The organism is Pedobacter sandarakinus (assembly GCF_026240095.1).
GTDB lineage: Bacteria > Bacteroidota > Bacteroidia > Sphingobacteriales > Sphingobacteriaceae > Pedobacter > Pedobacter sandarakinus.
Map to the genome: position 1 here is coordinate 140,705 of NZ_JAPIVG010000003.1, position 19,678 is coordinate 160,382.

Sequence of the window (19,678 nt, forward strand, 5' to 3'; positions counted from 1 at the left end):
AAATCTTAATTAACACCTAACATGTAGCTAACATTGTGGTAATAGCTTTGCCTAAAATTAAACATAGGCAAATTGGACTTAATCACAATTTTTAAAAAATCGGCATTAACAATGCTGATTTCATTTCTAAGCATTGTTGCTTACGCACAAACTGGCAAAATTTCTGGAACAGTTACTGATAAAAAAACTGGTGAAACCCTAATTGGTGTAACAGTTAGAGTTAAAGGGACTACCAAAGGCGTGTCAACCGATGTTGATGGGCATTACATTTTACAGGCAATGGCTTCTGGAAAATACCTTCTAGAGTTCTCTTATGTAGGTTATCAAACCAAAGAGATATCTGAGGTAGACGTTAAAGCGCCGGCAGTAACTAATCTTAACGTAATTTTGGCCGAAGCTAGTGGTCAAAATCTTCAGGAGGTGGTAATAAAAGCAAGCTTCAAACAAGAATCCATCAACACCTTATACGCTCAACAAAAAAATAGCGCTTTAATTTCTGATGGTATTTCCAGCGAACAAATTAAAAAGTCTCCAGATAGAAATACATCTGATGTTTTAAAGCGAGTTAGTGGTGCTACAATTCAAGACAATAAGTTTGTTATTGTGCGTGGCTTGAGCGACCGATACAATACTGCAACTCTTGACAATTCCACGCTACCAAGTACAGAGGCTAACAAAAAAGCTTTCTCGTTCGATATTGTGCCTTCTAATTTAGTTGATAAAATAACGATCAGTAAAACAGCCACCCCAGATTTGCCCGCAGACTTTGCCGGTGGCGCAGTACAGATCGTTACTAAAGATATTCCCGATCAAAACTTTTTATCTTTTGGTATCGGTTATGGTTATAATAGCCAATCTACCTTTAAAGATTTTCTTGCAACTAAGAAAAATGCCATGGCTTATTTGGGTTATGAAGATGGTGGCAAGCAACTAGCAGAGAACTTTCCAAGCGCCGCAGCAATTGCAGCAGGTACTTTGCCAAGTTCAAAGAGCATTGCCGCACTAAAATCTTTACCTGTTGATAATAGCGTTAGGAACACATCGGCTTTGCCAACACAAAACTATCAATTTAATTTAGGTAGGGTTAAAAATTTTGATAATGGAAACAAATTCGGTGCAATGATTTCTGCCACGTACAGAAATGCGCAGACGATTAATCAAGATGTAGAGCGCAATTTCTATGTATATAATTACGATGATAACCAATACCGCTTTGCAACAAACCTAGGTGCATTGGCCAATTTTGCCTATAGTTTTGGAAAGAATAAAATCAGTTTCAAAAACATTTATAACAAGAACTACGATGATAACTACACGATTCGTACTGGTGTTAAAGATGGTAATGCCCTAAATCAATTTTATGCCTATGATATCATGCAGAAATCGCTTTTCAAAACTACCTTAGAAGGCGATCATCAAATTGGTGAAGGCAACAATAAGTTAAAATGGACAGTTTCTTACAGTAATGTAGGTAATAATCAGCCAAACCAACTTAAAATTAACTACACTAAACCCTTAGCCTCTCAAAACGATCCTTCGGTTCCTTTCGAAGCTAACATTACTTCATTAGGTAAAGACAATACGAGGTTATTTTCAGACTTGAATGAAGATGTGTATGCTGGTGAAGTTAATTACAGCAGTCCATTCAAACTTTTCAATCTCTCTACAACTGCCAAATTTGGTGTTGGCGCACAATATCGCGATCGTAATTTTACAGCCCGTTTTATTGGAGCAGAGCTTACCACGAACAATCCCGACCTTCAATCTGCCATAAGAAGATTACCAGTTACCGAAATCTTCTCTCACCAACTATTTGAATCTGGTGTGTACCGGATAGCCGAAGTTAGTGGTCCGTTAGATAGTTACATGGCCAACTCCCTAACTAATTACGGCTATGTTATGCTAGATCAAAAATTTGGTGAAAACCTTAGAGCAGTATATGGTGTAAGAATTGAAAATTACAATGTTAAGGTTTTAAATTCACTTCAAACTTATGTAGATGATAAGCAACTTGATGTACTACCATCTTTAAATCTAACGTACAGCTTAAACCAAAAAACGAATTTAAGAGCCTCGTATTATCGCACTCTGGCAAGACCAGAATTTAGAGAGTTGTCGCTGTCATCATACTATGATTATGAGCAGCTAGGAAATATTACAGGTAACCCGAATTTAAAAAGATCTATTATTGACAACGTAGATTTAAGGTATGAAATTTATCCAGATGCAGGACAGTTATTTTCTGTTTCAGCGTTTTATAAAAATTTCACTAATGCTATCGAATCGTATCGTTACGATGTGCTATCAACCCCTGATGTATCTTTCTTCAATACACCAAAAGCCAATACTTATGGTTTAGAGTTTGAGGGGCGGAAAAACTTAAACTTTATAAAGGATGAGGGATTTTTCAAAAATACAATAGCGTATTTTAACCTTTCTTTAATCAAATCGAAAGTTGATAATCCAACAGATCAGAATTATATAGATAAAACCCGTCCGATGGTGGGTCAATCGCCATACGTAATTAATGCAGGTTTACAGCACAGTGCATTAGACAATAAATTAAACATCAACATCTTGTATAACAAGGTCGGCAGAAGAATAATCCAGGCCAGTGGAATCAATTTCCCGAGCACATGGGAGAACCCTAGAGATGTAATCGATTTCCAGGCAAGCTTAAAAGTAATTAAAGCAAAAGGGGAAATTAAATTAAATGTTGGCGATATCTTAAATCAAAGAAGTATCATCTATTTCGATTATAATAAAGATAAAAAGTACAATGGGAGTGTGGGTAATGGCGGCGACGAAACTTTTAGCGCCTATAAAACCGGAACAAACATTTCTTTATCATTTAACTATTCTTTTTAGGCTTTACAATATCTTAACAGCATGTTAATCCTAAGGAAAAAATAAAAATGTCCTTTTGTAAAAATAAAATATTTAAAACGAAAACAATGAAAAACCAATTCATGCTATTTGCACTTGCAATAGTTTTATTCTCTACTTCATGTAAGAAGAACGTTATTGTTGAAGGTCCATCAACCGAAACGCCAACAGGTACAACTTCAAATGTTGTTGAGGTATCTGGTGAGATTTCTACAAACACAACTTGGTCTGCCAGTAAAATTTATTCGTTAAAGGGTTTTGTATTTGTAAGCAACAATGCTACACTAACTATAGAACCCGGCACCATTATTAAAGGTGATAAGGCTTCTAAAGGTACTTTAATTATTACTCGTGGCGCTAAGATTAATGCAACTGGTACGGTAGACAAACCTATCGTATTTACTTCTGCTTTAGCAGCCGGTGCACGTTCTCAGGGCGACTGGGGTGGCATTATTATTTTAGGAAAAGCACCAGTAAACCAAGGTACCGATGTAAAAATTGAGGGTGGTTTAGTTCAGCCAACTGGTAAAGATGAAAAAGCTTATATCTTCTATGGTGGTTCAGATCCTGCAGATAATTCAGGGGTAATGAAATATGTTCGTATTGAATTCGGTGGGATTGCCTATTCTGTAGACAACGAGATTAATGGTTTAACTCTTGGTGGCGTAGGTAACGGCACAACGCTAGATTATATCCAAGTTTATCGTTCTGGCGATGATTCATTTGAATGGTTTGGTGGAACTGTAAATGCGAAACACTTATTAGCTATTGGAACTTGGGATGACGATTTCGATACAGATTTTGGTTACTCAGGAAACGTTCAGTTTGCCTTGGCGCAACGTGTCTCAACAGTTGCAGATCAATCGCAATCAAATGGTTTCGAATCAGACAATAACGCAACAGGAACAGATCAAACACCAAAAACATCTGCGGTTTTCTCTAATGTAACCGTTTTGGGTCCGATAAAGGCATCTGGAGGTTCATATAATGCAAACTACTATCATGGAGCTCAAATTCGTCGTAATTCATCTATTAGCTTATTAAACTCCGTTATATCTGGTTTCCCTATTGGAATTTACATCGATGATACCAGGGTGGTAACTGCAGGAGCAACTTCTGCAAATTTCACTACCGGGAATATGGTTATAGCAAATAATCTGATCTACGGCACAAAAAATACAGAAGTTAGCGTAAGCAATGCTGCTGTAGCTGCGGCAATAGAAACAAAGTTAAAAGCTGAGAACACTTTTGCGCCACTTCTATTCGCTAGTACACTTTTTGGAAGTCCATACACCTATGGATCTGATTTCGCCGCAAGCGGTGCTGCTGGTTTTGCTAACTTCACCTTGTCTGCAACATCTGCAGCTGCAGCTGGTGCATCATTTACAAACGCCAAAGTTTCTGGTTCTTTCTTCGAAAAGGTAGATTATAGGGGTGCATTCGGAACAGTAAATTGGGCTGCCGGCTGGACTGATGCTGATGCGCAAACATTGCCTTACACTACTCCTGGGGCAGTAAAATAAGTTACCTTAATTAATATAATGTAGATGCCAGCGTAAATTCACGCTGGCATTTTTTGTTTAATATCAATAAGGGTCTTTAACGCCCTTTGCCGTTTTTTTTGTGGTCATTTTTTCTGTAACCTCAATAGTTGGTTCATCATTTTTAATGAAAGGCGTAATGGAATCATCAGCTTTTGCTGGTAACGATACTTTTTTAGAAAGTTGTTTCGCAAATTTCTCTACCAATTTTTCGGTTTTTTTTGCTTTGCCAAACTGGGTGACTACGGCAGTAAAAGCAAGTGTTAATTGGGTTTCTAATTCTTTGCGTACTTTCTTATTTGCCGAATTGCTTTTCGACTTGGATTTATGCTTTTTCATTTAACGCTGATTGGTTTTTACAAAGATAAAAGCGTGTTATGTTAAATTCATATTATGATTATGTTAAGCAACATTCCGATACTTAACATCTATAATATTTTGGGTAAATTGTATGAGAAAATAAAGAAAATTAGCCTTATGAATTATTCGATTATAGTGGCCGTGATTATCTTGGTTGTTGCCATGATCATTTTTTTACTGATAAGGAACCATAAAGATGAGAAAAAATTTAAGCAGGACGTAATTGATACTGAGCTGCCGCCAGAAAAAGATGATAAAGAGAATATCTAAAACTTAGTATTCACCGCTATTTCGCCTCCTAAATCCAGCGTGTTTTGGAAATCCTCTAAATAGCTCAGCAAATGGCGTTCTGCATTTGCGTATGAGGTAAACATAGCCGATGGAATGTTTGATTCTCCATCACTACTCTTTTTAAAGTAAGCGTTAATCTGGAAGGTAAAGCTATTTTCGCTATTAATCGGCGACATAATTCTTGCCTTAACTCCGTGACCATGGATTTCTACATACAATTCTTTTAATATAGTGTAAATGATGGCCGACATATATACTCAATTTGTGGATTTTAATCTAATGTAGTTTAAAAAGTATACATTCAATACAGTTAACAATAAGATAACATCGAATAAACATCAAATTAACCCAATCTTAACATTTCCATAAAGGCTATGGTTTGTTAGCTGGTTCGTATGCGTATACCACTTGATATTGTAGGTTTTTCAGATTTGTAGCTATATGACCGATCTTGAGGTCTTCAAGCTGAGGCGTCGGTTCACATAGTGAATATTTTTTTCCATTGTAATCTATAGGTTCACCAATAGGCTTATCAAATTCTACGGCCATAGTTAAATGGGTAGGATACAAAATGGCAATCATGGGCAGGTTGTAAATCTCTTTTACCAGGTAGAAGAAAAGTGCTGCTCTGTCATCACAATCGCTATACTTGTTTAGTAGCGTTTGCTCTGGCGATAACCTTTTTTCTTTCCCAAAATTTTGGCTGTCATCTTCGTATAAAAATGCATACCTGGTGAACCGCATTAAATAGTCCACACCTCTCTTTTGATCCAAGTGCTTTACATTTCCTCTTAAAATTGGAATTAACGAGCTATAGGTCTGTCTGCTTAATGGAATATTAAAATAGCTTTCGTAATCTACAACCGGATAATTTTTAAACAAATTCTGGATTTCGACATTTACTTTGAGCTTAAAGTGATAAGTTTTTTGCCTGTAGCTAAATTGTAAATCTTTTTCTTCATAGTCCTCTGGCTTAAATTCTGGGAGGCGTGTAACCTTGTAAGAGAAAGATTTGGTGCCCTCCGCAAATTTAATTGGCACCGGTACATAGGTAGATTGTTTAAAAAGTTTTCCGTAATCGTGATAGTTGAGGCATATGTATTTCTGCTCGCCAACCACAAAGAAAGGAACGTCACTAATGTCTTCCTCGTTTCTAACGTACAAAATTACCTGTTCTTTACCCACCGCTATTTGGGCATCATAACCACATTTGTTAAGTAAAAACCATTTGTATAATGTGTAACGGAAATAGTTGTCGGCCTTCGGGCTAATCTGCTCTGCAATTTTACGGATCAGCTGATAGTATACCCAATCGTTTAATCCATATTGCTTCTGGTATGTTTTAAGGGTGTTGATTAAGCTGGTAGAATTGCCTTCATAAATTTTAGCGTAAAATTTACTAACTGCGGCAGCAGTTGCAGTTTGTGCTACGGGTAAATTTACGCTGCTATCAATGCTGATATTAAAGGTATCACCATAAAAATCGAAAGCGTAGTTTTGCGCACTCGCTAAAGTAGAAAGCAATAGCAAGCAGCTGAATAGCCAAACTTTCGATAATGTTTTTAAGCGCTCTTTTTTCAACCCGATTCATATTTGGTTACATTAAATTTATATATAATTAACATAAAAGCAACAATTTCTTCATGTTAATTACAGCATGCATGGTTAACGTAAATTTAATTTTGGAGGTCTTATTAGCACCTTATCGTAATCAATTGTTAATCTCGGTTTAACAATTCGACTATACTTTTGTGATGTAAATATTTGGTTAGTATTTATAAAGTTTAGGTTAGTTGATTAAAAAAAACCCAGATGGATGTCTGGGTTTTTGTTTTTAATCTATAGGTTTTTACCAAGTTTTTCAATCATTTCTGGCGGTATGTTATGGGTATCTACTACTAAGAAACCATCCAGGCAATCAGAAAATTTTGGATCAATATTAAAGGAAATGATTTTCGCATTTAAGTTCATATACTGTCTCAACAGCACCGGAATTTTAATATGCGAATTTTCAATATCCCCGATTATGCTATCAAGATCTTTGAAAGATTCGCTACTATCTACCAATGTATCGGTAGAAATAGGTAATAAATCGGCTTTAAATTTATTCCTCGGTTTTACATATTTAGCCATTTCATAATCGAAATGGTTTTTGGTAATGTAGCTCACAATTAATGCCTTGCTAAATTTCGAAAAGCTATTGCTAATACTTACTGGTCCGAACATGTAACGGTATTGTGGGTTATCCAACAAATATTTCAAAATCCCTTTCCATAAAAGAAATAGTGGGAGTGGCTTGCCTTGGTACTCTTTTCTTATCCACGATCGGCCTAGCTCTATTCCTTGTCTCAACATGGGGTAAAATTGGTCTTTCATTTTAAAAAGTTCCGAGAGGTAGAAGCCACGCCTACCCATACTTTCTAAAATCTCGTCGCCTTTTCCAATTCTGTATGCGCCAACAATATTTTCTAAATCCTTATCCCATATAAATAAGTGGTTATAGTAGATGTCATAGTTGTCTAAATCTATTTTTTTATTTGTGCCTTCTCCAACTTCTCTAAAGGTAATTTCTCTTAGCCTGCCAATCTCCCTCAAAATGTTAGGGATTTTTAAGGTAGGTACAATATACACCTCATAGTTTTTTTCCGTCCATACCTTAAAAGCCTCAAGTGTTGCCACCTCGGCTTTAATTAATGTTCTGGCCGTTTCTTCAATAATTTCAGCAGGTTTTTTCTTTATCTTAAACAGATTAAGCGGGTTAAAAAGCTTTTTCTCTGTATCTAAACCAACACCCAATGCATAAGTTCGGGCACGTAAAAAGTCCATCAACTTGTTGCTGCTGTTCATGTTAGATACTTCCGCCGGCGCAATGGGCTTTCCAATCCTTACTTTGATGGTTAAACCTTGCTTGTTTAAAAATTCTGAAGGAAGTTTAGCAGTACGTAATGTGGGGTGTATGAAACTTAAAATGTTAAACAACACGCCATTATTACCATGAAAATAAATGGGTACAACCGGCACTTTGGCCTTCGCAATCAATTTTCCAACAACTGGGTGCCACATTCTGTCGGTAACCTGTTGCGCATCTAATTTAAAGGTAGAAACTTCTCCTGCCGGAAAAATTCCTATTGGTGTACCACTGCGCAAGAGGTCGAATGTAGTTTTCAATCCGCTAATGCTCGATGAGTGTTGCACGTTTTCGAAAGGATTAACCGCAACAAAAAATTCATCCAAATTTGGAATCTTCTTCAAAATAAAATTAACCATTACCTTGGCGTCTGGCCTCACAGTACATAAAAGTTTTACCAATGCTAAACCCTCTACACCACCATAAGGATGGTTGGCAATGGCAATAAACGGTCCTGTTTTCGGAATGCTATCTAATTCATCCTGGTCAAATTCAATAGAAACACCTATCGTTTCCAGTATCTTATCAACAAATTCCAAGCCTTTAAAGTGTTGGTTTTGGGCAAAAACATCGTTAATGTCATTTAGTTTCATGATCTCCATCATTAAACCAGCTAATCCCGGCACACCTAGTTTATCTATCTTAGTAGCCTTTGCAAACTCAGATGTAGTTATGATCTTCATATAAAATTCTTAGTTGTTGATTTTGCAAAAGACGTTACATTTTGCAATCCCAAAAATATGATTTAAATTTATAATACACATGTCATATCGCATCAATGAGATTTTGGCTTAACAAATATTTCGGTTTCAACAAAGGCGAGTACAATGGGCTTATTGTATTAATCACCATTATCTTGTTGGTGAAATTGCTCCCGCTGTTGTATTACCAGCTGCAACCTTCCCATACCGATCCTCCAGATTTGACCGATCAAATTCAGAAACTCACCATAGCCAATCTTAAAAATAGTAATTTCAGCAGCAGAAACTATCAGCCTAAAATTAACAAAAAAGGCCTGCTTTTTAATTTCGATCCCAATACCTTAGCTGCCACCGGATGGCAACAGCTTGGTTTATCCCCTAAACAGGCAAAGTCCATTGTTAACTATACCAGCAGGGGAGGCAGATTTTATAAGCCAGAAGATTTGCAGAAAGCCTACACCATTTCCCCAGAAATGTACCAGAAACTGTTGCCTTACGTAAAAATTATAGATCAACCCAGCGCTTTCGACAAGCAACAATTTGAAGCCAAAATTCCAACTGCTAAAAAATCATTAACATTGATAGATATTAATTCGGCAGATTCAGCCGAGCTAGATCAAATCAGAGGCATCGGTGGTGCATTTGCAAACCGCATTCTAAAATATAGGCAACGCCTGGGTGGTTTTCATAAAAAAGAACAGCTATTGGAGGTTTATGGTTTAGATTCGGTAAAATACGCAGAAATCCAAAATCAGGTTTCCATCAGCGCCGTAACAATTGCAAAAATAAATATCAATACGGCGCAGTTTAACGATCTGCGGAGCAATCCATACCTGTCTTTCAAGCAAATTAATGCCATCATCCAGTTTAGAAAGCAGCATGGTAATTATTCCGGCCCGGCAGATTTGCTAAAGGTTGCTATTTTGAACCAACAAACAATTGATAAAATAATTCCTTATATTTCTTTTTAGTAAGGCAAGGTAACTGCCTATCGGTTATTGCGGCCCTGCTTTTCGTTGCAATCCTTTTGCTTCAAGGTGGGTGTTCTAAAATTTATCCAGCGCTAATATCAAATCTGTAGCAAGTTTTTCGTCAGTAATTGGCAAAAGGTATTTTCACTTCAATCAGGCTTAGTTTACTTATTACATTGCCCGATATCACCATTCTTTACCAGACCAAATAAAAAGCAATATTATTTTAAAAAAATACAGAAAGCTATTTAGGTTACAATTCATGCTTTAAATTCAATCGATAATAGAAATGAACCCAATACCATTTCATTCTTAAAATCTGCAAATATTTAATGGTAATGATCTACTAAATAAATGTTTATAATTGCTAAAACTAACTTAAAATATAATTAAATGAGCGTAAGCTTCAATTTTTCAGAAACAGAAACTCAGCAAAATGTTAAGGCAATGGTCCGCGATTTTGCAGAGAAAAATATACGTCCGCATATCATGGATTGGGATGAAAGTCAGCATTTCCCGGTCGAGTTATTTAAACAGCTAGGCGAACTAGGATTAATGGGTGTGTTAGTTCCGGAAACTTACGGTGGGTCGGGTTTAGGTTATCAAGAATATGTAGATGTAATTGTAGAAGTTGCACGTGTTTGCGGATCCATTGGCCTATCATTGGCGGCACACAATTCACTATGTACTGGCCATATTTTAGCTTTTGCCAACGAAGAGCAGAAGCAAAAATGGCTACCAAAACTTGCCACTGCAGAATGGATTGGAGCTTGGGGGTTAACAGAAGCAAATACCGGATCAGATGCCTTAAGAATGATGACTACCGCTGTGGAAGATGGCGACGACTACATTATCAATGGTGCCAAAAACTGGATCACCCACGGCAAGAGCGGCGATATTGCGGTAGTAATGGTAAGAACAGGCGAACAAGGAAGTTCGAAAGGTATATCGGCGATAGTAGTAGAACGGGGTACACCAGGCTTTTCGGCAGGAAAAAAGGAAAATAAACTGGGTATGCGAGCATCAGAAACTACAGAAATGATTTTTGATAATTGCAGAGTGCCCAAAGCCAATTTGTTAGGCAATATAGGCGAGGGCTTTAAACAGGCTATGAAAGTTTTAGATGGTGGTAGAATTTCCATTGCAGCCCTGGCCCTTGGAATTGCAAAGGGGGCCTTCGATGCGGCAGTTACTTATGCTAAACAGCGTCAGCAATTTGGCCAACCCATATCTAGTTTCCAAGGAATAAGTTTCAAATTGGCCGATATGGCAACGGAAATCGAAGCCGCCGAATTGTTGATTCGCCAAGCTGCAGATCTAAAAAACAGGCATCTACCCATGACTAAAGAATCGGCTATGGCGAAATACTTTGCTTCAGAGGTTTCTGTGAGGGTTGCAACAGATGCGGTGCAAATTTTTGGAGGCTATGGTTACACCAAAGATTTTCCAGTAGAGAAATTTTATCGCGATAGCAAATTATGCACAATAGGAGAGGGCACATCAGAAATCCAAAAAATCGTAATTGCAAGAGAATTGTTAAGCTAGCGCTTAAACACCGAAGCTTCAAGCTTGGTTAGTACAGAAACAACAAACCAAATATATTATGAGTAATCCGAAGGGCAGTGTTCTTCGGATTTTTTTGTTCAAATTTTTAAATTAATTAACAATTAAATCCATGATCAAGCCATTTCAATAAATTAGCTGGGGTTGAAAAAGAAGCAATGAAAATGCTGAAGAAACAAGATTAGTGAAACATACGGTAGTACAGGGGTTATTAAACCTAGGCCCTAAGACTATTTAACCGTTAAGATACTGTCTACAACGTAAACGCTAAATCCTCTCCACGGAAGCGAATGCTTATACTCTTTATAGTGCAATTCGTACAGTTTTCCGCTGTTCGCCATCATTTTTTCGGCAATGTCTTTATTGGCAATGGAAAACTCAAATTCATTACTTTGAACGGTGCCAGTTTGCCTCGATCTAATTCCACTTTGTATCAGTTTTCCTTCGTATGTTTTAAAAACATACCCTTTCTTTACCACGTAATTTAGCTCTCCTGCTTTTACGCCTTCTCCAAAAACGAAGAAATACCTATAATAGACCACAATGGCCAAAATGATTACTATTAAAATGGCAACGATTCCAAATATTTTTTTTCTTGAAGTCATGTGTAATAAGGAATTAATAAGCGTGCTTAAAAAGAATAGCAGTCTGAATGGTTTACTGAACAAAATATTTTTTTAAATGTTTTATGTTGTAGATATTTTGCATACATTTGCAGCCCCGATAAATCGGAAAATTTAAAAACCACGAGAGGAGGTATTTCAGCGTTATGATCATTATCAACATTAAAGACGGCGAATCATTAGATAAAGCCCTTAAACGTTTCAAGAAAAAGTTTGAAAAAACTGGTGTATTGAGAGAATTACGTAGTCGCCAAGCATACGAGAAAAAATCCGTTGCTCGCCGTACTGAAATTAAACATGCTGTTTACATTCAGAATATGAATCAAGATACAACTTCATAGTTGTTCAAGATATAAATGATTAGAACCTTCAAGATTTTTCTTGGAGGTTTTTTTGTTTAAAGGCTATTCAAAACTTTACATAAAACAATTTATTAATGATTTCTTTATATCAAAACAATTTGTAACTTCATATCAGCACCCCATAAATGATTTTGAATGTTGTTGAATAGCTTTATCACATATCTAACGCACGAGAAACGTTATTCTGCGCATACGGTTTCTTCCTATCAAACCGATTTGGTGCAGTTCGGAGCTTTCATCAAAGAAACATTTGAATTAAATTATCTGGAAGTTAAGCATACGCACCTGCGTAGCTATATGGTCTACTTGATGGAGAAAGAAACATCTGAAAGTAGCATTAATAGAAAGGTTTCTGCGCTTAGGAGTTTTTATAAGTTTTTGTTCAAAAATGCAAAAATTGATCAAAATCCTAGCTTGCTCATCAAGGCCCCGAAAATCCCAAAACGATTACCTGTTTTCATAGATGCCGAACGAATGGATCATTTATTGGATTCGACACAGCATTTCGATGATAGTTTTCCATCGCTTCGCGATCATTTGGTAATAGAATTGCTTTTTGGAACTGGAATGCGTTTAGCGGAATTAGTTCAACTTAAAGAAAATGATGTAGATCATTTTGCTGGTACCATAAAGGTTTTGGGTAAACGTAATAAAGAACGAATCATACCAATAAATAAAACGCTTGTACAACAGGTTTTTAACTACGTTAAAGAAAAAAAGTTACAGCAGTTTGATAACAATTCCCTTAACTTAATCGTTACAAATACCGGTTCTCCAGCTTATCCGAAGCTAATTTATCGGATTGTTACATCGTATTTAAACTATGTATCAACCCAAAACAAAAAGAGCCCACATGTGTTACGGCACAGCTATGCTACTACATTATTAAATGCAGGTGCAGATTTAAATGCAATAAAAATGCTTTTGGGCCATGCGAGTTTAGCCGCAACCCAAGTATATACCCACAATTCAATTGAAAGATTAAAAACAATTTATAAACAAGCCCATCCAAAGGCGTAAAAAAAGGAGGAAAAATGAAAATCGGAGTTCAATCAATCCACTTCAGTGCAGACAGTAAGTTGTTAGATTTTATACAGAAGAAGGCGAATAAGCTAGATCAGTTCTTTGATCAGATCATAAGCGGTGAAGTGTATTTAAAATTAGAGAATGTAGAAGACGAGGCGAATAAGATAAGTGAGATTAAACTTATTGTGCCAGGGGGAACTTTATTCGCTAAAGAACAATGTAAATCATTTGAAGAGGCTACAGATTTAGCGATCGAGTCGCTCAGAAAACAGATCACTAAACATAAGGATAAGACGCGGGCAAAATTAAGCGAACATAAAGCTATTTTAAGCGAAAGCGAAGCATCTGATTATTAAGTAGGTATTATTTAAAAACACTAATAACGAGATAGCGAACCAAAAAGTTCGCTATTTTTTTTCAAATTTATTTTGAAGTGAAGTATAAGTGTGTATATTTGCATTCCCTTTCGGAAAGGGCGTTACGCCACCAAGAAAAGGTAAGTTCTTTAAATAGATAGATTTTTAAAAAATACACGCTAATTGTATGAAAAATGAAGATTTTTCGTATCATTACACAAAATTAAAAGCCTCCTTAGCTCAGCTGGTAGAGCAACTGACTTGTAATCAGTAGGTCATTGGTTCGATTCCGATAGGAGGCTCTTTTTATTTTAAAGTGTTAACATTTTAAAGTAAAGTTGGGGAGATTCCAGAGCGGCCAAATGGGACAGACTGTAACTCTGTTATCGCAAGATTTCGAAGGTTCGAATCCTTCTCTCCCCACCATCTGATTTTAGATTTAAAGATTTTAGATTGACGATTTCAAGATCGTAACTCGTGAGTCACCAATCGTAAATTAGTAAGCGGAAGTAGCTCAGTTGGTAGAGCGATAGCCTTCCAAGCTATAGGTCGCGAGTTCGAACCTCGTCTTCCGCTCTTTGGAAATTCATTGGTGAGTATGTTCACTGGTTCATTTGAATCCTCATGAACAAATGAACGCTTTGAACTGATGAGCTTTAAAGAAAGCCGAAGTAGCTCAGCGGTAGAGCACTTCCTTGGTAAGGAAGAGGTCGTGGGTTCAAGTCCCATCTTTGGCTCAGGTATAATAAAGCTTTGTTAAATCTGTTAAATATACAGAGTAGACAAGGTTTTTTGTGTTGAAATAACAAAAAATAAATAATAAAAAGTTAACCTACTAATTAGTTATAAATAAAATGGCAAAAGAAAAATTTGACCGCAGTAAACCGCACTTAAACATCGGTACAATCGGTCACGTCGATCACGGTAAAACAACTTTAACAGCAGCTATTACAAAAGTTTTGGCTGATGCTGGTTTAACTGAGGCACGTTCATTCGATTCAATTGACTCTGCTCCAGAGGAAAAAGAAAGAGGTATTACTATCAATACAGCTCACGTTGAGTATTCAACAGCTAACCGTCACTACGCACACGTAGACTGTCCAGGTCACGCGGATTATGTGAAAAACATGGTTACTGGTGCTGCGCAAATGGACGGTGCAATTATCGTTGTTGCTGCTACTGATGGTCCAATGCCACAAACTAGAGAGCACATCTTATTGGCTCGTCAGGTTGGTGTACCTTCATTAGTTGTATTCATGAATAAAGTGGATATGGTTGATGATCCAGAATTATTAGAACTAGTTGAAATGGAAGTTCGTGAATTATTATCTTTCTACGAATTCCCAGGCGATGATATTCCAGTAATCCAAGGTTCTGCTTTAGGTGGATTAAACGGTGATGCTAAATGGGTTGGTAAAATTATGGAATTAATGGATGCTGTAGATAGCTACATTCCAATCCCTCCACGTTTAACTGATCTTCCTTTCTTAATGCCTGTTGAAGACGTATTCTCAATTACTGGTCGTGGTACTGTTGCTACTGGTCGTATTGAGCGTGGTGTAATCAACTCTGGAGATCCGGTTGAGATCTTAGGTATGGGTGCTGAGAACTTAAAATCTACAGTAACTGGTGTTGAGATGTTCCGTAAAATTTTAGATTACGGTGAAGCTGGTGATAACGTAGGTTTATTGTTACGTGGTATTGAGAAAACTGATATCCGTCGTGGTATGGTAATCTGTAAACCAGGTTCAGTAACTCCTCACACAGATTTCAAAGCTGAGATCTATGTATTATCAAAAGCAGAAGGTGGTCGTCACACTCCATTCTTCAACAAATATCGTCCTCAATTCTATTTCCGTACCACAGACGTAACTGGTGAGATTTCACTAGCTGAAGGAACTGAAATGGTAATGCCAGGTGATAACGTTACAATCACTGTAAAATTAATTAACGCGATTGCAATGGAAAAAGGTCTACGTTTCGCTATCCGTGAAGGTGGTAGAACAGTAGGTGCTGGTCAGGTAACTGAAATCTTAGCTTAATTTTAAGCTATAATAATATGAAAGAGCTAGTTTAGGCTAGCTCTTTTTTATACCCACGGGAATAGTTCAACGGTAGAATAGAGGTCTCCAAAACCTTTGATCAGGGTTCGAATCCTTGTTCCCGTGCCAAAAACAATGATTGAATTAGTGAATGTTACAATGACCGAATGCATGATGCACCCTGTCAGTCGTCACTAACTCAATCATTTAATCATTATAATATGGCTAAAGTAGTTGAGTTTATAAAAGAATCATACGATGAAATGACAAGTAAGGTAACATGGCCTACTTGGGGTGAGTTGCAAAGCTCTGCTATTCTGGTTTTGGTAGCTTCTTTAATTATTGCATTGGTTATTTTTGCAATGGATAAAGGCTCTACGTTTGTGTTAGATACTTTTTATAAATCACTTTCTAATTAATATTTACTAATGAGCGATCTAAAGTGGTACGTTGTAAGGGCGGTAAGCGGTAAAGAAAAGAAGGTAAAGCAATACATAGATGCTGAGATCAGTCGGTTAGGTTTCTCTCATTTGGTTCCTCAGGTTCTAATCCCGATGGAAAAGTATTATCAAATGAAAGATGGTAAGAAGATTGCCAAGGAGCGTAACTTTTATCCAGGTTATGTTTTAATCGAAGCTACATTAGATGGAGAGTTAGAGCACATCATCAAAGGTATCAACAGTGTTATTGGTTTCTTAGGAGATAAAGCTGGCAACCCGATTCCAATGCGCCAAGCAGAGGTTAACCGTATCTTAGGTGTGGTTGATGAAATGAGCGAACAAGGCGAAACCATGAATGTTCCTTATTACGTAGGTGAAGGTATTAAAGTTATGGATGGACCTTTTAATGGTTTCTCGGGTGTTATCGAAGAAGTAAACGAAGAGAAGAAAAAACTGAAAGTAATGGTTAAGATTTTCGGTCGTAAAACACCATTGGAGCTCAACTACATGCAAGTAGAAAAAGAGTAAGAAATTCTTAAAATATTTAGAAAGCCTCGAAGTTAATTTGGGGCTTTTTTTATGCCAATTCTTTAGGTATAGTTAGTAGTTCAATTTATTTATATATTCTTCTATGATTTTTGTTTAACACAGATTCCCGAACAACCATCGCGAGTTTTGTTGTGACCATTTAAAAAAGAATAAAGGATGAAAGACAATCTATTTAACGAAAGCCTACCCAAGGTTTCACTCGTATTAATCAGTATAGCACTTTTGGGAGTTTATAGTTGCAAAAAGGACACTGGAAAAATAGTGATGTAGAATTGAGTCAAATGGCTAAGTGGAGTAAATGAGATACCCCCGTGAGATTAGAAATTTATTTCAACAAAGAGATTTAAAAATTAAACGGCTAAAGATTGATACAAATGCCTGTTTTAACGTGAAATATATCGTTCCTAAAAAGGGCAAAAGAACTCTGGAAGAAAACCATAGCTTTTCATCCCTGTCAAATGGTAGACGATGCTATTGATGGAGAAGGATGCGTCAACCTTGGGGCGCAAGGTGATTATGGTATTTATGATGAGGGAAGCATTATGCTGTTTTTAATTACAAAAAATACAATCAGACGATTATACCTTCATGCTTCTACCTTTCGTGATAAAAATGTTTGGGAAGATTAGGTAGGAAACATATATTGAGAATAGAACAGTTATTTAAAATATATTTTGATAGAGCGTAGCACATGATCTGGAGAAAAATATTTTCCAAGATCTATTGCAGTACTGCAAGATTATCCATATCTTTGCAGTCCTTTAAGCTTTATAGGAGCCATAAGGAAAAAGAAATGTTACATGCTTCCAATATTTAACATTGAGTTTTAAATAAACAAAAAACACAAAATGGCAAAAGAAGTCAGTGCAATGATCAAATTACAGATCAAAGGCGGAGCGGCAAATCCATCGCCACCAGTAGGACCTGCGTTAGGTGCTAAAGGGGTGAACATTATGGAGTTTTGCAAACAGTACAACGCTCGTACCCAAGATAAAGCAGGTAAAGTATTGCCAGTTGTAATTACTGTTTATGCTGATAAGTCATTCGATTTCATCATCAAAACCCCTCCGGTAGCTATCCAGTTAAAAGATGCTACTAAATTACAGAGTGGTTCTGCTGAGCCTAACCGTAAGAAAGTTGGGTCGGTGACCTGGGACCAGATTAAAGTTATTGCTGAGGATAAAATGCCTGATTTAAATGCATTTACAATCGAATCTGCAATGAGCATGGTTGCTGGAACAGCACGCAGTATGGGAATCACCGTTTCTGGTGACGCACCCTGGAACAATTAATTAAAAAACAGTTTACAACAGTGGCGAAATTAACTAAAAATCAAAAAAAGGCACATGCTAAAATAGAAGCTGGTAAAGCTTATACTTTGAAGGATGCTGCTGCTTTGGTAAAAGAAATCACTACTACTAAATTCGATGCTTCAGTTGATATTGATGTATCTTTAGGAGTAGATCCGCGTAAAGCCAATCAAATGGTTCGTGGTATTGCTACTTTACCACACGGAACAGGTAAAACTGTACGTGTTTTAGCTTTAGTAACTCCTGATAAGGAAGAAGAAGCAAAAGCAGCTGGCGCAGACTTCGTTGGTTTAGACGAGTATGTTGCTAAAATTGAAGGTGGTTGGACCGATGTAGACATTATTATCACTACACCAGCTTGTATGGCTAAGGTAGGTAAATTGGGCCGTGTTTTAGGTCCAAGAAACTTAATGCCTAACCCAAAATCTGGTACAGTAACTAACGAAGTTGGTAAAGCTGTAACAGAGGTTAAAGCAGGTAAAATTGATTTTAAAGTAGACAAAACGGGTATCATACACGCCTCGATAGGAAAGGTATCATTCCCAGCAGAGAAAATTTATGAAAATGCTATGGAGATCATCTCTGTAATATCTAAATTAAAACCATCTGCTGCAAAAGGAACTTATTTTAAAAGCATTCACGTGTCTTCTACAATGAGTCCTGGGATTGCAATTGAAACAAAATCAGTAGCGGGGATCTAATCATGAACAGAGAAGAAAAAAACGAAGTAGTTTTAGAACTACAAGGACAAATGCAAGAGTTTGGCAATTTCTATATTGCTGATACTTCTAGCCTTTCTGTTGAGCAGATTAATAACATCCGCCGCAAATGTTTTGAAGGCGATATCGTAATGAAAGTTGCTAAAAACTCTTTAATTCGCAAAGCGATTGAAGGTTTAGATGGCGATGCATCTGAGATATACGAAGCTTTAAAAGGTTCATCATCATTATTATTCTCAAAAACAGCTAACGCTCCGGCTAAGTTGATTAAAGCTTTGAGAAAAACTTCTGATAAACCAGTACTTAAAGCAGCTTTTATAGATTCATCAGTATACGTTGGCGATGACCAATTGAATAACTTAGTAAGCTTAAAATCAAGAGAAGAGCTTATTGGCGATATCATTGGACTATTACAATCACCAGCGAAAAATGTTGTATCTGCGCTTAAATCAAGCGGAGGCAAAATTGCAGGAATTGTTAAAACTCTACAAGAAAGAGAAGGTTAACGAACACCTTAAGTTCGCAAATTAAACAAAATTATTACACACGTAAATTTTTAAAATCTTAATAAAATGGCAGATTTAAAAGCGTTTGCTGAGCAATTAGTAAACTTAACAGTAAAAGAAGTTAATGAATTAGCTCAAATCTTAAAAGATGAGTATGGTATTGAGCCTGCAGCTGCTGCTGTAGTTGCTGGTCCTGCTGCTGGTGGTGATGCACCTGCTGCTGCTGCAGAAAAAACATCTTTTGATGTAATCTTAAAAGAAGCTGGTGGTCAGAAATTAGCAGTTGTAAAACTCGTTAAAGACTTAACTGGTTTAGGTTTGAAAGAAGCTAAAGACTTAGTAGACGGTGCACCAAAAGAATTAAAAGCTGGTGTTGCTAAAGACGAAGCAGAAGCTCTTAAAAAACAATTAGAAGAAGCTGGAGCAGTAGTTGAAATTAAGTAATCACTTAATTTAGCTAAGCTAAAAATGTATTAGACACCGACTGAAAATGTCGGTGTCTTTACCTGTTTATAAACACCTCA

General features: G+C 36.8%; 21 protein-coding genes and 5 tRNA genes. 21 read left to right on the forward strand and 5 right to left on the reverse strand.

Translation table 11 applies throughout. The features are described from left to right. Nucleotides 1–111: 111 nt before the first annotated feature. Nucleotides 112–2,868, forward strand: a complete 2,757-nt coding sequence (locus OQ268_RS09170) for a TonB-dependent receptor (protein WP_265855830.1) — start codon at nucleotides 112–114, stop codon at nucleotides 2,866–2,868. Nucleotides 2,869–2,954: 86 nt separating this feature from the next. Beyond that, nucleotides 2,955–4,409: a hypothetical protein gene (locus OQ268_RS09175; RefSeq protein ID WP_265855831.1), complete on the forward strand. Its 1,455-nt coding sequence runs from the start codon at nucleotides 2,955–2,957 to the stop codon at nucleotides 4,407–4,409. Nucleotides 4,410–4,472: 63 nt separating this feature from the next. Here OQ268_RS09175 and OQ268_RS09180 read toward each other — a convergent pair whose 3' ends face one another. Further along, a complete protein-coding gene (locus OQ268_RS09180) occupies nucleotides 4,473–4,766 on the reverse strand; it encodes a hypothetical protein (RefSeq protein WP_265855832.1) in 294 nt (97 codons plus the stop codon). Nucleotides 4,767–4,904: 138 nt separating this feature from the next. Here OQ268_RS09180 and OQ268_RS09185 point away from each other — a divergent pair, with 138 nt between their 5' ends. Further along, complete coding sequence (locus OQ268_RS09185) at nucleotides 4,905–5,057, forward strand: hypothetical protein (protein WP_265855833.1); 153 nt, start codon at nucleotides 4,905–4,907, stop codon at nucleotides 5,055–5,057. On the opposite strand, the gene OQ268_RS09190 is transcribed toward OQ268_RS09185, so the two are convergent. The 3 genes from OQ268_RS09190 to OQ268_RS09200 all read right to left on the reverse strand — a co-directional run bounded on the left by OQ268_RS09190 (nucleotide 5,054) and on the right by OQ268_RS09200 (nucleotide 8,669). Continuing rightward, the gene (locus OQ268_RS09190; protein WP_265855834.1) at nucleotides 5,054–5,329 is read right to left on the reverse strand and encodes a hypothetical protein; all 276 of its coding nucleotides are present in this window, start codon (nucleotides 5,327–5,329) and stop codon (nucleotides 5,054–5,056) included. The two genes, OQ268_RS09185 and OQ268_RS09190, sit on opposite strands and share 4 nt — an antisense overlap. Nucleotides 5,330–5,450: 121 nt before the next feature. After that, nucleotides 5,451–6,659 carry a hypothetical protein gene (locus OQ268_RS09195; RefSeq protein ID WP_265855835.1) on the reverse strand — a complete coding sequence of 403 codons (1,209 nt, stop codon included), beginning with the start codon at nucleotides 6,657–6,659 and terminating at the stop codon, nucleotides 5,451–5,453. Between the two features lie 258 nt (nucleotides 6,660–6,917). Further along, nucleotides 6,918–8,669, reverse strand: coding sequence for a lysophospholipid acyltransferase family protein (locus OQ268_RS09200; RefSeq protein WP_265855836.1), 1,752 nt, complete (start codon nucleotides 8,667–8,669; stop codon nucleotides 6,918–6,920). 95 nt (nucleotides 8,670–8,764) lie between these two features. On the opposite strand from OQ268_RS09200, the gene OQ268_RS09205 reads away from it, so the two are divergent. Together OQ268_RS09205 and OQ268_RS09210 are read left to right on the forward strand one after the other, a co-directional pair. Next, entirely contained in the window at nucleotides 8,765–9,658 is an 894-nt protein-coding gene (locus OQ268_RS09205; protein ID WP_265855837.1) for a ComEA family DNA-binding protein, read from the forward strand. A 393-nt stretch (nucleotides 9,659–10,051) separates the two neighbouring features. Continuing rightward, a complete protein-coding gene (locus tag OQ268_RS09210) occupies nucleotides 10,052–11,203 on the forward strand; it encodes an acyl-CoA dehydrogenase (protein WP_265855838.1) in 1,152 nt (383 codons plus the stop codon). 248 nt (nucleotides 11,204–11,451) lie between these two features. On the opposite strand, the gene OQ268_RS09215 is transcribed toward OQ268_RS09210, so the two are convergent. Continuing rightward, on the reverse strand, nucleotides 11,452–11,826 hold the full coding sequence (locus OQ268_RS09215; RefSeq protein ID WP_265855839.1) for a hypothetical protein: 375 nt from the start codon (nucleotides 11,824–11,826) through the stop codon (nucleotides 11,452–11,454). Between the two features lie 164 nt (nucleotides 11,827–11,990). Between OQ268_RS09215 and rpsU the strand changes: the two genes are divergently transcribed. From rpsU to rplL, 16 genes are all read left to right on the forward strand, one after another. Then, nucleotides 11,991–12,185 carry a 30S ribosomal protein S21 gene (gene rpsU, locus OQ268_RS09220; protein ID WP_010601088.1) on the forward strand — a complete coding sequence of 65 codons (195 nt, stop codon included), beginning with the start codon at nucleotides 11,991–11,993 and terminating at the stop codon, nucleotides 12,183–12,185. Between the two features lie 156 nt (nucleotides 12,186–12,341). Continuing rightward, nucleotides 12,342–13,226, forward strand: a complete 885-nt coding sequence (locus tag OQ268_RS09225) for a tyrosine-type recombinase/integrase (RefSeq protein WP_265855840.1) — start codon at nucleotides 12,342–12,344, stop codon at nucleotides 13,224–13,226. A gap of 14 nt (nucleotides 13,227–13,240) precedes the next feature. After that, nucleotides 13,241–13,588, forward strand: coding sequence for a ribosome hibernation-promoting factor, HPF/YfiA family (hpf, locus tag OQ268_RS09230; protein ID WP_047798117.1), 348 nt, complete (start codon nucleotides 13,241–13,243; stop codon nucleotides 13,586–13,588). A 229-nt stretch (nucleotides 13,589–13,817) separates the two neighbouring features. Beyond that, nucleotides 13,818–13,890, forward strand: a tRNA-Thr gene (locus tag OQ268_RS09235). A 38-nt stretch (nucleotides 13,891–13,928) separates the two neighbouring features. After that, nucleotides 13,929–14,014, forward strand: a tRNA-Tyr gene (locus OQ268_RS09240). 77 nt (nucleotides 14,015–14,091) lie between these two features. Beyond that, a tRNA-Gly gene (locus OQ268_RS09245) sits at nucleotides 14,092–14,164 on the forward strand. 89 nt (nucleotides 14,165–14,253) lie between these two features. After that, nucleotides 14,254–14,325 (forward strand) — tRNA-Thr (locus tag OQ268_RS09250). Between the two features lie 117 nt (nucleotides 14,326–14,442). Continuing rightward, the gene (gene tuf, locus OQ268_RS09255) at nucleotides 14,443–15,630 is read left to right on the forward strand and encodes an elongation factor Tu (protein WP_010601091.1); all 1,188 of its coding nucleotides are present in this window, start codon (nucleotides 14,443–14,445) and stop codon (nucleotides 15,628–15,630) included. Between the two features lie 55 nt (nucleotides 15,631–15,685). Beyond that, a tRNA-Trp gene (locus OQ268_RS09260) sits at nucleotides 15,686–15,759 on the forward strand. Between the two features lie 92 nt (nucleotides 15,760–15,851). Beyond that, on the forward strand, nucleotides 15,852–16,049 hold the full coding sequence (gene secE / locus OQ268_RS09265) for a preprotein translocase subunit SecE (protein ID WP_010601092.1): 198 nt from the start codon (nucleotides 15,852–15,854) through the stop codon (nucleotides 16,047–16,049). Between the two features lie 9 nt (nucleotides 16,050–16,058). Beyond that, nucleotides 16,059–16,598 carry a transcription termination/antitermination protein NusG gene (gene nusG, locus OQ268_RS09270; RefSeq protein WP_029283241.1) on the forward strand — a complete coding sequence of 180 codons (540 nt, stop codon included), beginning with the start codon at nucleotides 16,059–16,061 and terminating at the stop codon, nucleotides 16,596–16,598. Between the two features lie 479 nt (nucleotides 16,599–17,077). Further along, the gene (locus OQ268_RS09275) at nucleotides 17,078–17,248 is read left to right on the forward strand and encodes a hypothetical protein (protein WP_265855841.1); all 171 of its coding nucleotides are present in this window, start codon (nucleotides 17,078–17,080) and stop codon (nucleotides 17,246–17,248) included. Between the two features lie 219 nt (nucleotides 17,249–17,467). After that, complete coding sequence (gene rplK / locus OQ268_RS09280) at nucleotides 17,468–17,911, forward strand: 50S ribosomal protein L11 (protein ID WP_010601094.1); 444 nt, start codon at nucleotides 17,468–17,470, stop codon at nucleotides 17,909–17,911. Nucleotides 17,912–17,931: 20 nt separating this feature from the next. Beyond that, a complete protein-coding gene (gene rplA / locus OQ268_RS09285; protein ID WP_265855842.1) occupies nucleotides 17,932–18,630 on the forward strand; it encodes a 50S ribosomal protein L1 in 699 nt (232 codons plus the stop codon). 2 nt (nucleotides 18,631–18,632) lie between these two features. Next, nucleotides 18,633–19,154, forward strand: a complete 522-nt coding sequence (rplJ, locus tag OQ268_RS09290) for a 50S ribosomal protein L10 (RefSeq protein ID WP_265855843.1) — start codon at nucleotides 18,633–18,635, stop codon at nucleotides 19,152–19,154. Nucleotides 19,155–19,220: 66 nt separating this feature from the next. Continuing rightward, complete coding sequence (gene rplL, locus OQ268_RS09295) at nucleotides 19,221–19,598, forward strand: 50S ribosomal protein L7/L12 (RefSeq protein WP_010601097.1); 378 nt, start codon at nucleotides 19,221–19,223, stop codon at nucleotides 19,596–19,598. Nucleotides 19,599–19,678: the final 80 nt, after the last annotated feature.